This is a genomic window from Pseudonocardia sp. D17, from assembly GCF_036984265.1.
In the GTDB taxonomy this organism is placed as follows: Bacteria; Actinomycetota; Actinomycetes; order Mycobacteriales; family Pseudonocardiaceae; genus Pseudonocardia; species Pseudonocardia benzenivorans.
This window is the reverse complement of record NZ_BPRG01000217.1, coordinates 318,322-331,297: the sequence shown is the minus strand read 5'-3', so window position 1 is coordinate 331,297 and position 12,976 is coordinate 318,322. Positions and strand designations below refer to the sequence as shown.

The following is a 12,976-nucleotide window of genomic DNA, read 5'->3' as shown; positions in this document are numbered from 1 at the left end:
CCGCAGCCGGGTCGCTTGACTCGTGAGTAACTTGTGGGCTACTCAACGGGCATGGCGTCGATGAAACTGTCCACCCAGATCTCCTACGGGGACGACCCGCGCGCGACGGCGGAGTCCGTCGTCGAGATGGAGAAGGCGGGACTCGACATCGTGTGGGTCGCGGAGGCCTACAGCTTCGACGCCGTCTCGACGATGGGCTACCTCGCCGCGCGCACCGAGCGGGTGGAGATCGGCTCGGGCATCCTCCCGATCTACAGCCGCACGCCCACGCTGACGGCGATGACGGCCGCGTCGCTCGACGCGCTGTCGGGCGGCCGCTTCGTGCTCGGCCTCGGCGCGTCCGGACCGCAGGTCATCGAGGGCTTCCACGGCGTGCCCTACGACAAGCCGGTCGCACGGACCCGCGAGGTCGTCGAGATCTGCCGCAAGGTCTGGGCGCGCGAGCGCGTCACCCACCACGGCCTCTACGAGATCCCGCTGCCGGAGGACCGCGGCACCGGGCTGGGCAAGCCGCTCAAGCTGATCAACCACCCGGTCCGCGCCGACATCCCGGTGTGGATCGCCGCCCTCGGCGAGCGCAACGTGGCGATGACCGCGGAGATCGCGACGGGCTGGCTGCCGCACGTCGTCGTGCCCGAGAAGGTGCGCGAGGTGTTCGGTCCCGCGCTCGAGGAGGGCTTCGCCAAGCGCGACCCGGCGCTGGGTCCGCTGCAGATGACCGGCGGCGGCTTCCTCGCCGTCGACGACGACATGATCGTGCACGCCCGCAACGCCGCCCGTGCGATGTTCGCGCTCTACATCGGCGGGATGGGCGCGCGCGGTCGGAACTTCTACAACACGGTCTTCGCCCGGCAGGGCTATCCGGACGCGGCGAGGACCGTCCAGGACCTCTACCTCGACGGACGCAAGGAGGAGGCCGCGGCGGCCCTGCCGGAGGAGTTCGTCGACGGCATGACGCTCACCGGGCCGCCCGGGAAGCTCCGCGAGCGGATCGCCTCCCTGGCCGAGGCCGGGGTGACGCACCTGCACGTCTCGCCCGTCTCGAAGGACCCGGTCGGGCTGCTGGGCCAGGTCCGGGAGTGGCTCGGCTGACCGGCGCACCCCAGTGAGCGCCGCAGCGCCCGCGAGCGCCCGCCTCACCCTCGTCACGCACGCGTCGACGGCCGCGACCGCGGCGGCCGCCTTCGCCGCCGACGAGCCGCTCGAACCCCGGGGGGCGGCGGCCGCCGGGGCCGCGCGGGGCGCGCTGTCCCGCGTCACGGCCGCGGTGTGCTCCCCCGCGCAGGCCTGCGTCGCGACGGCGGCCGCGCTGGGCCTCGCGGCCCGCCCCGCCGACGTGTGGCGCGACTGGGACCTCGGCCGCTGGCGCGGCTCCACCCTCGACGAGGTCGCCGCCGCCGAGCCGGCCGCCGTCGGGACGTGGCTCGCCGATCCCGACGCCGCCCCGCACGACGGCGAGTCGCTCACCGCACTTGCCGCGCGTGTCGCCGCCACGCTCGCCGACCCCGGGCTCGTCCCTGCGGAGGGGCGCGCGGCGCACCTCGTCGTCGTCACCCACGCGGCCGTCGTCCGGGCGGTGGTGCTGGCCGTGCTGGGTGCGCCCGCGACGGGCTTCTGGCGGCTCGACGCCGCTCCCCTCACCGCGACGGTGCTGCGCGGTGTCCCCGGCCGCTGGACGGTCCGTGCCACGGCGACCCCGCTGGTCCCGCCGCCGAGGGGGTGACCCGCCTCCCCCGCCCGCACCCCCGGACGGGGGAGGGCCGAACGGTCGGTGCCGGGCGCCGACCGGCCGCCACGGAGCGAAACGTCCGGAGCGACGAACGCGACAGGGTCAGTGAGGCTCCGTGCGGTACCTCCCCGTTCGGGGGAGGACTACTCTCGAAGGGTCCCGGCGAAGAGACGACAAATCGAGCGAACCGAGGCGATTCAGCGTGTCCACCAGCAGTACCTCCGGCCAGACGAGCCAGTTCGGCCCCAACGAATGGCTCGTCGAGGAGATGTACCAGCGTTTCCTCGACGACCCGGATGCCGTCGACGCCGCCTGGCACGACTTCTTCGCCGACTACCGGCCGCCGTCAGGTGACGACGAGACGGAGTCGAACGGAACCACCTCCACCACGACGACCCCGACCGCCTCCGCCTCCGCCTCCGCCGCCGCTCCCCGTTCCGCCGCCGCCTCCGGGACGGCCGCGGCGAACGGCTCGGCACCGGCCCCCGAGGACAAGGCGGAGAAGACCACCGAGAAGACCGTGCAGCAGCCCGCCACGCAGAAGCCGGCCCAGCAGGCCGACCGGTCGGCGAACGGCGCCGCCCCCGGCAAGCCCGTCGCGGGCACCACGTCGCGTGCCGCCGCCAAGCCCGCGCCCGCCGCCGCCGAGGGCGAGGTGCTGCCCCTGCGCGGGGCGGCGAACGCCGTCGTCAAGAACATGAACGCCTCGCTCGCCGTGCCGACCGCGACGAGCGTGCGCGCCGTGCCGGCGAAGCTCATCGCCGACAACCGCATCGTCATCAACAACCAGCTCAAGCGCACGCGTGGCGGCAAGCTGTCGTTCACCCACCTCATCGGCTACGCGGTGGTCAAGGCGCTGGCCGACTTCCCGGTGATGAACCGGCACTTCGTCGAGGTCGACGGGAAGCCCACGGCCGTCCAGCCGGAGCACGTCAACCTCGGGCTCGCGATCGACCTGCAGGGCAAGAACGGGCAGCGTTCCCTCGTCGTCGTGTCGATCAAGGGCTGCGAGGAGATGACCTTCGCGCAGTTCTGGTCCGCCTACGAGAGCATGGTCCACAAGGCGCGCAACGGCACGCTCGCCGCCGAGGACTTCGCGGGCACCACGATCAGCCTCACCAACCCGGGCACCCTCGGCACCAACCACTCGGTGCCGCGGTTGATGCAGGGCCAGGGCACGATCGTCGGTGTCGGCGCGATGGAGTACCCCGCCGAGTTCCAGGGCGCCAGCGAGGAGCGGCTCGCCGAGCTCGGCATCAGCAAGATCATCACGCTGACGTCGACCTACGACCACCGGATCATCCAGGGCGCGGAGTCGGGCGACTTCCTGCGCCGGGTCCACCACCTGCTGCTGGGCGGCGACGGGTTCTTCGACGACATCTTCCGCTCCCTGCGCGTCCCGTACGAGCCGATCCGCTGGGTGCAGGACTTCGCCGAGGGCGAGGTCGACAAGACCGCGCGCGTCCTCGAGCTGATCGAGTCCTACCGCACGCGCGGCCACCTGATGGCCGACACCGACCCGCTCAACTACCGCCAGCGCCGTCACCCCGACCTCGACGTGCTCAGCCACGGGCTGACGCTGTGGGACCTCGACCGCGAGTTCGCGGTCGGCGGCTTCGCGGGCCAGCTGCGGATGAAGCTGCGCGACGTGCTCGGTGTGCTGCGCGACGCGTACTGCCGCACCATCGGCACCGAGTACATGCACATCGCCGACCCGGAGCAGCGGGCCTGGCTGCAGGAGCGCATCGAGGTCCCGCACCAGAAGCCGCCGGTCGTCGAGCAGAAGTACATCCTGTCGAAGCTCAACGCCGCCGAGGCGTTCGAGACCTTCCTGCAGACGAAGTACGTCGGGCAGAAGCGGTTCTCCCTGGAGGGCGGCGAGACCGTCATCCCGCTGCTCGACGCCGTGCTGGACAAGGCTGCCGAGCACGAGCTCGCCGAGGTCGTCATCGGCATGCCGCACCGCGGCCGGCTCAACGTGCTGGCCAACATCGTCGGCAAGCCGATCAGCCAGATCTTCCGCGAGTTCGAGGGCAACCTCGACCCGGGCCAGGCCCACGGCTCCGGCGACGTCAAGTACCACCTCGGCGCCGAGGGCAAGTACTTCCGCATGTTCGGCGACGGCGAGACGGTCGTGTCGCTGGCGTCCAACCCGAGCCACCTCGAGGCCGTCGACCCCGTGCTCGAGGGGATCGTCCGGGCCAAGCAGGATCTGCTCGACCAGGGCGACGGCGCCTTCCCGGTGCTGCCCCTGATGCTGCACGGCGACGCCGCGTTCGCCGGGCAGGGCGTCGTGGCCGAGACGCTGAACCTCGCCCTGCTGCGCGGCTACCGCACCGGCGGCACCGTGCACGTCGTCGTCAACAACCAGGTCGGGTTCACCACCGCGCCCGAGCAGTCGCGCTCGTCGCAGTACTGCACCGACGTCGCGAAGATGATCGGCGCGCCGGTCTTCCACGTGAACGGCGACGACCCCGAGGCGTGCGTGTGGGTCGCCAAGCTGGCGGTCGAGTACCGCGAGCGCTGGAACAACGACGTCGTGATCGACATGATCTGCTACCGGCGCCGCGGCCACAACGAGGGCGACGACCCCTCGATGACGCAGCCGGCGATGTACGACGTCATCGACGCCAAGCGCAGCGTCCGCAAGATCTACACCGAGTCCCTGATCGGCCGCGGCGACATCACCGTCGACGAGGCCGAGGCCGCGCTGAAGGACTTCTCCAACCAGCTCGAGCACGTGTTCAACGAGGTCCGCGAGCTGGAGCGCACGCCGCCGACGCTCTCGCCCTCGGTCGAGAACGAGCAGTCGGTGCCCACCGACCTCGACACCTCGGTGCCGCTGGAGGTCATCCACCGCATCGGCGACGCCCACGTGCAGCTGCCGGAAGGCTTCACCGTGCACCAGCGGGTCAAGCCGGTGCTGGCCAAGCGGGAGAAGATGTCGCGCGAGGGCGACGTCGACTGGGCCTTCGGCGAGCTGCTCGCCATGGGCTCGTTGGCGCTCAACGGCAAGCTGGTCCGGCTCTCCGGGCAGGACTCGCGGCGCGGCACGTTCGTGCAGCGGCACTCGGTCGTCATCGACCGCAAGACCGGCGAGGAGTACTTCCCGCTGCGCAACCTCGCCGAGGACCAGGGCCGCTTCCTGCCCTACGACTCGGCGCTGTCGGAGTACGCGGCGCTCGGCTTCGAGTACGGCTACTCCGTGGCCAACCCGGACGCGCTCGTCATGTGGGAGGCGCAGTTCGGCGACTTCGTCAACGGCGCGCAGTCGATCATCGACGAGTTCATCTCCTCCGGTGAGGCCAAGTGGGGGCAGATGGCCGACGTCGTGCTGCTGCTGCCGCACGGCCTCGAGGGCCAGGGCCCCGACCACAGCTCCGGACGCATCGAACGGTTCCTGCAGCTGTGTGCCGAGGGGTCGATGACGGTCGCGATGCCGTCGGAGCCCGCGAACCACTTCCACCTGCTGCGCCGGCACGCCCTCGACGGGGTGCGCCGCCCGCTGGTGGTGTTCACGCCGAAGTGGATGCTGCGCGCCAAGCAGGTCGTCAGCCCGCTGTCGGACTTCACCGGTGGCCGCTTCCGCACCGTGATCGACGACCCGCGCTTCCGCAACTCCGACAGCCCCGCCCCCGGGGTGCGCCGGGTGCTGCTGTGCTCGGGCAAGATCTACTGGGAGCTGGCGGCGGCGATGGAGAAGCGCGGCGGGCGCGACGACATCGCGATCGTCCGCATCGAGCAGCTCTACCCGGTGCCCGACCGCCAGCTCGCCGCGGTCCTCGAGCGCTACCCCAACGCCGACGACATCCGCTGGGTCCAGGAGGAGCCGGCCAACCAGGGCGCGTGGCCGTTCTTCGGCCTCGACCTGCGGGAGAAGCTCCCGGAGCGGCTCTCGGGCCTGACCCGCGTGTCGCGGCGCCGGATGGCCGCGCCCGCGGCCGGCTCGTCGAAGGTCCACGAGGTCGAGCAGGCCGCGATCCTCGACGAGGCGCTGAGCTGAGCTGATCCGGGCTGACCGTGAGTGGCGATGGTCGCCATGGCGACCATCGCCACTCACGAGGTCCGACCGGCGGGCGGTAGGCCCACGCCTACTATGCGGGCGTGTACTTCACCGACCGGGGCATCGAGGAGCTCGTCGACCGCCGGGGCGAGGAGCAGGTCAGCATCGAGTGGGTCGCCGACCGGCTGCGCGCCTTCGTCGACCAGAACCCGGCGTTCGAGGACGCCGTGGAGCGGCTGGCGAGCTTCCTGGCCCGCGACGACGAGGACTGATCCGCACCCGCGCCCGGCGGGCGGCCCCGTCCACGACGGGCGGACGCCCGGTCAGCGGCGCAGGCCCAGCCGGCGGCGGTGCACGGCGTCGGACAGCTCGGCGAACCGGGCGGCGACCGCCTCGTCGAGCTCGTCGAGGCTCGCCCGCTGGCCGGAGCCGGGCGGCGTCGGCTCAGGGGACGGCATGGGGCGCAACGTCATCCAGGACTCCGACCACAGCGCCTCGAGCGCGGCCTCCCAGTGCAGCTCGACGGCCAGCCGCGACAGCGCGACCCGGTCACCGACGCGCGTCATGGCGTCGTCGAGCTCGGCGAGGACGCGGGTGAGCTCGGCTGCGCGCGCCCGGTCGCGTTCCCGGACGGCCTCGACGGCGCCGGTGATCTCGGCCGTGATGGCCTTGTAGCGGTCCGCGGGGCTCGCCGCGTGCGCGGGTTGCTGCTGCTCCGAGGGCTCGTCGAACGTCATCCCCGGTCCTCCCGTGACACGTCACCGGCCGCACCGGACAGCGGCACGTCACCGGGCGCACTCGGCAGCGGCCCCTCGCCCGCCGCACCCGACAGCGGCACCTCGCCCGCGGCACCGGATCGTGATGCCTGGTCCTGCTCCGGCTCCGGCACCAGGACGACCTGCGGCCGGGCGTGCTGCGCGCGGTCGAAGAACAGGCCGCGGCCGGGCCGCGGCGCCCACTGCAGCAGCCCCGGCCCGAGCGGCCCGAGCTCGCTGCCCTGCACGTCGAGCGCCACCCAGGCGCCGATGTCGTCGGGAGCGGCGCCGAGGGTGAGCAGTGTCCGAAGCCGTCCGACGCTGCGCCACCACCCCAGCACGTGCACGCCCGTCTCCGGGCCGAAGTGCAGGATGCGCCGCAGCGCCTCGGTCCCCGGCCGGTCGAGGACGTGGTCGGCGGCGTCTCCACCGAGGAGGACGAGGTGGACCGGGCGGCGTGGGCCGCCGGAGAGCCGGGCCGTCACGTCGGCCGCGAGCGTCTCGACCCGCTCACGGACCCCGTCGAGCCCGACGGTCGTGACGACGTGCCCCGCCAACCGGGCGGCCATCCGCCGCGCGGGCTCCACGGCCTCGACGACGAGCGGCACCAGCACGACGTCGACCTCCCCCGGCGCGTACTGGTCGCGCAGCGACGCCGTGGCCGCGGCCAGCACCGCGAGCGCGTCGGACGCCCCGGCCCCGAGGACGGCGATGTTGCGGGCGGGCGCGTCGGGCAGTGCGACGGTCGCGGGGCTCGCGGCGACGTCGATCACCTGGCCGACGAGCGCCCGCGGCGTCGCGCCGCCGCCCGCGGCCGGGAGCCGGTCGGCGAGGTCGGCGTAGCGCGGGGCGCGGGCCCCGTCGAACAGCACGGGCGGGGCGAAGGCGGCGGCGTGGTCGTCGTGCAGGCGCTGCTGCAGCAGGGCGAGGGTCGACTGCGCCGCGTCGGGGATGCGGACGATCTCGTTGCCGTGCTTGATGCCCGACTCGTGGTTGAGCACGGCGTGCCAGCGCGGGAGGTCGAGCGCGGCGTCGTTGAGGTCTGCGAGCACGCGGCGCGCCCGCGGCAGCGCGACCCGCAGGACGAACTGCTCGAAGATCGCGGGGCGGCCCCAGAACGCCTCGATGCCCGACACGTCCTGGCTGGCGAGGACGAGGTGGATGCCCTGCGAGCGACCGCGCCGGGCCACGTCCTCCAGCAGCTGGGTGGCGGCCCGGGTCACGTCGTCGCGCTCGGCGAACAGGTACTGGAACTCGTCGATCACGGCGACGATGCGCGGCCAGTGCCCGTGTGGGTCGCGGTGGCGCAGCTCCTCGAGCTTGGTGACCTCGTGCTCCTTCGCGGCGTCGGCCCGCCTGCGCATCTCGTCGGACAGGAACCGCAGCAGCGCCAACCCGAACTCGCGGTCGGTGTTGACGTTGACCCCCACCAGACGCGCGTGCGGCAGCCAGGTCGTGTCGCGGCGCCCCGGCGCGAATTGCGCGAACGACACGCCCTCCTTGAAGTCGAGCAGGTAGAACTCCAGCTCGTGGGGGCTGTAGCGGGCCGCCATCGAACCGATCATGGTCAGCAGCAGGTTGGTCTTGCCGGTGCCGCTCGGGCCGCCGATCAGCGCGTGCGGGGAGCCGTCGGCCAGTACGAGGTCCTTGCGCAGGCCCTCGGCGAACCCGACGGGCGCGTGCACCCCGGCCGCGGTGCCGCCGCGCTCCCCGCGGCCGGTCCCCCACTCCGCGGGGGGCGGCAGCAGGTCCGCGAAGGTGCCGACCCGGCTGCGCCACTCCTCGTGCGCCCGGCTGATCGCGATCCCCGCGGCGACGACCTTGTCCCGGGGCAACGGCCGGTCGAGCCGGACGTCGACGTGCGGGCCGGTCATCGACGTCCGCACCTGTCGCGGCGGTCGCATGTCGACGGTCTCGACCGCGGCGTTGAGCGTCACCGGCACGTCGAGCAGGACCAGCGAGATGCCGCAGGCCAGGCCGCCTCGGGCCACGCGCTGGAGCTGGCGGTGGTCGTCCTCGGACAGGGCGGTCCGGTTGCCGACGAGCACCGCGACGAGCCACGGTTCGGTGCGCCTGCCGTCGGTCTCCGCGGCGAGCGCGCGCAACGACGGGTGCCCGTCGACCAGAACCCGGGTGTGCACCCGCCGGATCCGGTCGGAGAGCTCCTCCAGCAGGGCCGGCAGCCGGCCGGGATCGTGCACGGTGAGCAGGCCGGTGCTGGTCAGCGGGTAGAGCCCGGGCAGCGAGCCGGTGAACTGGCCGACGTCCCAGACGTGCACGGCCACCAGACCCGGCCGGAAGTACGACAGCACCCGGACCAGCAGCGCCTCGACGAGCGCCTCGGCGGTGGCGCGGCAGTCGGGGGCGGAGACGACCTGCAGGTGCGAGTCGTCGAGCAGCGGCACCCCGACCGGGAACGACTCGCCCCCGGCGACCGACGCGTGGCCGATCCGCCACAGCCGCGGGACGCCGTCGGTCCCGTCGTCCTTGCCCGCGTCGCCGATCCAGCGGTCCGGGTCGTCGCCCGCGGCGCCGGGGGCCGCCTCGTCGAACACCGCACGCAGCGCCGCGGGGCCACCGGCCTGCCAGGTGTCGAACGCGGCGGCGTGGTCGGCCTCGACACGCGCGACGACGGGCGCCAGCTCGGCCGACGCGAACGCGGCGGCGAGGCCCTCGTCGGCCCGTGCGGCGTCGAGCCCGTCGGTGCGCAGCCAGAGCTCCAGCATGGCGCGGGCATGGGCGCGCACGGCCTCGTCGCGGGCAGCCCCCGCACCGCGCAGTGCGGCCTCGACGGCGTCGGCGAAGTCTGCGAACGCCGAGACGATCCGCTCCCGGCGACCCGGCCTGCGCGCCATCACGACCCGGCCATCAGAGCCGCGCGTCGAGGTCGCCGACGGCGGTCAGCGCGGTGGCCAGGTGCCCGTGGCCGCGGTCGAGCTCGTCGACGGCACCGGCCAGACCCTTGGGCACCAACGACTCCGGGTGCTGCCTGCTCAGCTCGGCCAGGACCCGTACCGCAGCGTCGATCCGCTCGCGGGCCAGCGCGGCCAGCTCGCCCGCCGTGCGCGTCAGCTCGGCCACCTCGGCCAGCGCGGCCCTCACCTCAGCGACGGACACCGTCTGCTCCCGCTCCGCAGGTCGCCGCCCTCACAGCCGGGCCGCGACGCCCTCGGACTCCTGGATGGCCGACGCGACGGCCTGCTGCACCGCGGAGATGCTGCGGGCCGCCTCGGCGTAGGCGGCGTTGGCCTGGTCGACGTCGGACTGGCTGCTGCCCGCGGTGACCTGCTGCAACGCCGACTGCGCCTGCTCGATGCAGGACTGCGCCTGCTGCAGCGCCCCGAGACTCTCCGAGGCCTTGTCGTTGGCCAGTGCGATACCGGCCCGGACCTCTTCGATGCTCGCCATGAGGAGTGTGCCTCGCTTCCGCTCGTCGGCCGGACGATCGGGGGCTCGCCGGCGCAGGCGTGAAATCTAGCGGTCGCCCGCCGCCCGATCCGTCCGGGTGGCCCGGTCGCGCGGGCTCGGGTCGCGGGTCCCCCGACGGCCCCGAACCCGTTGCGATGCTACGTCGCCGACGCCGCGGCGGCCTGCCCGTCACCCACGCGGAGCAGGACGTCAGAGCATGCCCAGGCACATCACCGTCATGGCCCCGGCCATCGCGATGTGGGCCCCGGTGGCGGTGCGCACCGACCGCACCCGGGCCAGCCGGCCGGGCGCGACCGCCTCGCCCGCGGTGAGCGCCCGCGTGGCGGCCGTCGGCCCCGCCGTGGCGCGCACGACGGTCCCCGCCGCGTGCACCGGCGGCGGCGCCTCCGGCGCGCACTCGCACGAGGCGCCTCCACGCGCGGCGGCGACGAGCCGGTCGCCGCAGCGCAGGGCGTGCCACGCGAAGAACCCCGCGAACAGCAGGGCCGCGACGGACAGCAGCGCGACGTCGGGGTGCCCGCCGTGGCCGCCCGGCGTCCCGTGCCCGCCCGCGGTCAGCACGAACAGCATCGCGACCGCGCAGGCGACGTGATAGCCCGCGTCGCGGGTGCCGATGCCGGCCCGGACGGCAAGCGCGGCGAACCACAGCCCGGTGCCGGCGAACACCACGATCCACACCGGTCCCGGGACGGGATCCCCGAGCGGCGAGTACATCGCCGCCATGCCGAGCCCCATCGCGGCGTGCGAGGCCTCCCCGACCCGGTCGCCCCGCATCAGGGCGAGCCGCGTCAGGTGCAGGGCACCGAGCCCCAGACAGCAGACGGCGAGGATGACGTTGACCCACTGCATCGGCGGGAACCCCCTCACCCGTCCAGGCCTGCGTTACCGAGAACGGTAGGGAGCGGGCCGCGGCGAATCCATACGGTGCGGGGGTAGTGACTTCGTGGCCCTGACGTGCAGATCACCCACAACGGTGACGGTCCCGGCTACCCTCACGCTCCGCAACCGTCCAGGTCGCGGCCGTCAGACGGTGCGGATCGTGGCCATCATCGCCATGTCCTCGTGCTCGAGGTTGTGGCAGTGGAAGACATAGCGGCCCGCGAGGTCGGTGAAGCGGACGGCGACGTCGACGATCTCCGCCGGCAGCACGTCGACGGTGTCCTTCCACCCGACGTCGGTGGGGCGCGGGGGTCTGCCGTCGCGCGCGAGCACCTGGAACGGGTCGAGGTGCACGTGCACCGGATGGTGGACGTCGCTGCGGAACCGCCACGTCTCGACCTGGCCGAGCGGGATGTCGGCGAGCGAGGAGTTCGGGTCGAACGCGCGGCCGTTGATCGTCCAGCCCCGGGTGTCGCCGACCGCGCCCCGGCCGAACGCGAACTCGCGCACGACCGGGCCCGGCACCAGCGGGGCGACGTCGTCGGCGAGCCGGGCGGGGACCCGGCTGTCGTCGCGGGCCGCGCGCACGACGTGGAAGCGCACGACGTCGGCGGTCGACCCGGTGCCGAGCGTGTTGACCATCGTGACCTCGGTGCCGACGGGGACCGCGGCGAAGTCGACGACGACGTCGAACCGCTCGCCGGGCGCGGCGTCGAGCGCGGTCTGCCGGACCGGGGCGGCGAGCAGGCCGCCGTCGGACCCGACCTGGGTGAACGGCAGGTCCGGACCACCGGGGACGCGCAGCGCGAACGAGTAGCGGCGGGCGTTGGACCCGTTGACGATCCGCAGCCGGTACCGGGTGCCGTCGACCTCGTGGACCGGCCACGGCGCGCCGTTGACCAGTACGACGTCGCCCAGCACGCCGGACATGTAGCGGTCCTCGACGCCGGGGACGGTGCGCAGCGTCCGGTCGAGCGACGGGTAGTCGAACGACCCGTCGGCGGCGAACGCGCGGTCGCAGACGAACAGCGGGAGCTCGTGGTCGCCCGCGGGCAGCCCCAGCGCGTCCTCGACGTCGTCGCGGACGAGGTGCATCCCGGCGAGCCCGCGGTAGACGTTCGGAGCGGTGAAGTCCATCCGGTGGTCGTGGTACCAGAGGGTCGCCGCGCGCTGGCTCATCGGGTAGTGGTGCTCCCGGGTACCGGCGATGGTGTTGCCGACCATCGGGACCCCGTTGTGCACGTGCGCCCAGTTCGACGTGTCGCCGACCGGGAGGACGAGGTCGAGCGGCCAGCCGTCGGAGTCCGACGGGGTGTGCCCGCCGTGCAGGTGCACCACCGTCGGGACCGGGAGCCGGTTGGTGTGCCGTACGACGACCGGACGCCCGGACCGGGTCTCGAACGTCGGTCCCGGGAAGGTCCCGTCGTACCCCCAGATCGTGGTGCGCAGCCCGGGGATGATCTCGACGTCGGCGGCGAGCTGGGTGATCTCGTAGAGGTCGGCGCCCCCGAGGGTCCCGGTCGGCCGCGCGACGGCCGGGATCGGCAACGGCACCCGGTAGGGCGCCGGCAGCGGGACGGCGCTGGTCAGCATCTCGCCCGTCTGCCCGGCGGGGGTGTCGAGACCGACCGCGCCGCAGCCCGCGAGACCGGCGACGGCCACCGCTCCGCCGAGCACGCCGAGGAACCCGCGCCGGGACAGCCGGGGCGTCATGCCCGGCCGCCGCGCGCCCGCGTGGCCGACGGCAGCCAGGCCCAGATCGCGAGCAGCACCGCGGCGACGACGATCGTCACCCCGAGCGGGATGTGGAACTGCAGCATCCGGGCGTAGCCGAGGAAGATCTGCAGGCCCTCGGCGAGGAAGAGCACGACGGCGACCGGCAGCACCCAGATCCGGCCACGGCCGCCGGTCACGTACCCGATCGCGACGGCGATCGTCCCGAGCGTCAGGAAGCCGACGACGTCGGCGACGGTCGCGTGCATCTCGATCGCGGCCACGTCTCCGGTGAGGAAGAGGCCGGCGAGGACGGGCTGGCAGACCACCGCGATGAGGTGTGCGGTGACGGTGCCCCGCAGCAGCCAGAGCGTGACTCGGGGACGGCGGGCCGACGCCTCGGGCACGGCCTCCGGTGCGGTTACGGCGATGTCCACGCAGCCCACGCTATAGGTTGGCTGTCTACAT

General features: G+C 73.6%; 11 protein-coding genes. 4 read left to right on the top strand and 7 right to left on the bottom strand.

Going from position 1 to position 12,976, the window contains the following annotated elements:
* The first annotated feature begins 60 nt into the window (after positions 1-60).
* From PSD17_RS31065 to PSD17_RS31050, 4 genes are all read left to right on the top strand, one after another.
* Positions 61-1,092 (top strand): LLM class F420-dependent oxidoreductase, encoded by a 1,032-nt coding sequence (locus tag PSD17_RS31065; protein WP_041762390.1) that lies wholly within the window; start codon positions 61-63, stop codon positions 1,090-1,092.
* Between the two features lie 13 nt (positions 1,093-1,105).
* The gene (locus PSD17_RS31060; RefSeq protein ID WP_013677157.1) at positions 1,106-1,723 is read left to right on the top strand and encodes a histidine phosphatase family protein; all 618 of its coding nucleotides are present in this window, start codon (positions 1,106-1,108) and stop codon (positions 1,721-1,723) included.
* 274 nt (positions 1,724-1,997) lie between these two features.
* Complete coding sequence (locus PSD17_RS31055; RefSeq protein ID WP_445261045.1) at positions 1,998-5,732, top strand: multifunctional oxoglutarate decarboxylase/oxoglutarate dehydrogenase thiamine pyrophosphate-binding subunit/dihydrolipoyllysine-residue succinyltransferase subunit; 3,735 nt, start codon at positions 1,998-2,000, stop codon at positions 5,730-5,732.
* A 101-nt stretch (positions 5,733-5,833) separates the two neighbouring features.
* A complete protein-coding gene (locus PSD17_RS31050; RefSeq protein WP_013677159.1) occupies positions 5,834-6,004 on the top strand; it encodes a DUF6104 family protein in 171 nt (56 codons plus the stop codon).
* A gap of 51 nt (positions 6,005-6,055) precedes the next feature.
* Here the strand turns inward: PSD17_RS31050 and PSD17_RS31045 are convergent, their stop codons facing one another.
* The 7 genes from PSD17_RS31045 to PSD17_RS31015 all read right to left on the bottom strand — a co-directional run bounded on the left by PSD17_RS31045 (position 6,056) and on the right by PSD17_RS31015 (position 12,945).
* On the bottom strand, positions 6,056-6,469 hold the full coding sequence (locus PSD17_RS31045; protein WP_013677160.1) for a hypothetical protein: 414 nt from the start codon (positions 6,467-6,469) through the stop codon (positions 6,056-6,058).
* Positions 6,466-9,342, bottom strand: coding sequence for an FtsK/SpoIIIE domain-containing protein (locus tag PSD17_RS31040; RefSeq protein ID WP_339126005.1), 2,877 nt, complete (start codon positions 9,340-9,342; stop codon positions 6,466-6,468). The genes PSD17_RS31045 and PSD17_RS31040 overlap by 4 nt, the downstream gene beginning before the upstream one ends.
* 13 nt (positions 9,343-9,355) lie before the next feature.
* Positions 9,356-9,604, bottom strand: a complete 249-nt coding sequence (locus PSD17_RS31035) for a hypothetical protein (RefSeq protein ID WP_013677162.1) — start codon at positions 9,602-9,604, stop codon at positions 9,356-9,358.
* Between the two features lie 30 nt (positions 9,605-9,634).
* A complete protein-coding gene (locus PSD17_RS31030) occupies positions 9,635-9,895 on the bottom strand; it encodes a hypothetical protein (protein WP_013677163.1) in 261 nt (86 codons plus the stop codon).
* 210 nt (positions 9,896-10,105) lie between these two features.
* The gene (locus PSD17_RS31025; protein ID WP_013677164.1) at positions 10,106-10,765 is read right to left on the bottom strand and encodes a DUF5134 domain-containing protein; all 660 of its coding nucleotides are present in this window, start codon (positions 10,763-10,765) and stop codon (positions 10,106-10,108) included.
* Positions 10,766-10,939: 174 nt separating this feature from the next.
* Positions 10,940-12,508, bottom strand: a complete 1,569-nt coding sequence (locus tag PSD17_RS31020) for a multicopper oxidase family protein (protein ID WP_339125949.1) — start codon at positions 12,506-12,508, stop codon at positions 10,940-10,942.
* A complete protein-coding gene (locus PSD17_RS31015) occupies positions 12,505-12,945 on the bottom strand; it encodes a hypothetical protein (RefSeq protein ID WP_049803507.1) in 441 nt (146 codons plus the stop codon). The genes PSD17_RS31020 and PSD17_RS31015 overlap by 4 nt, the downstream gene beginning before the upstream one ends.
* Between the last annotated feature and the right edge of the window lie 31 nt (positions 12,946-12,976).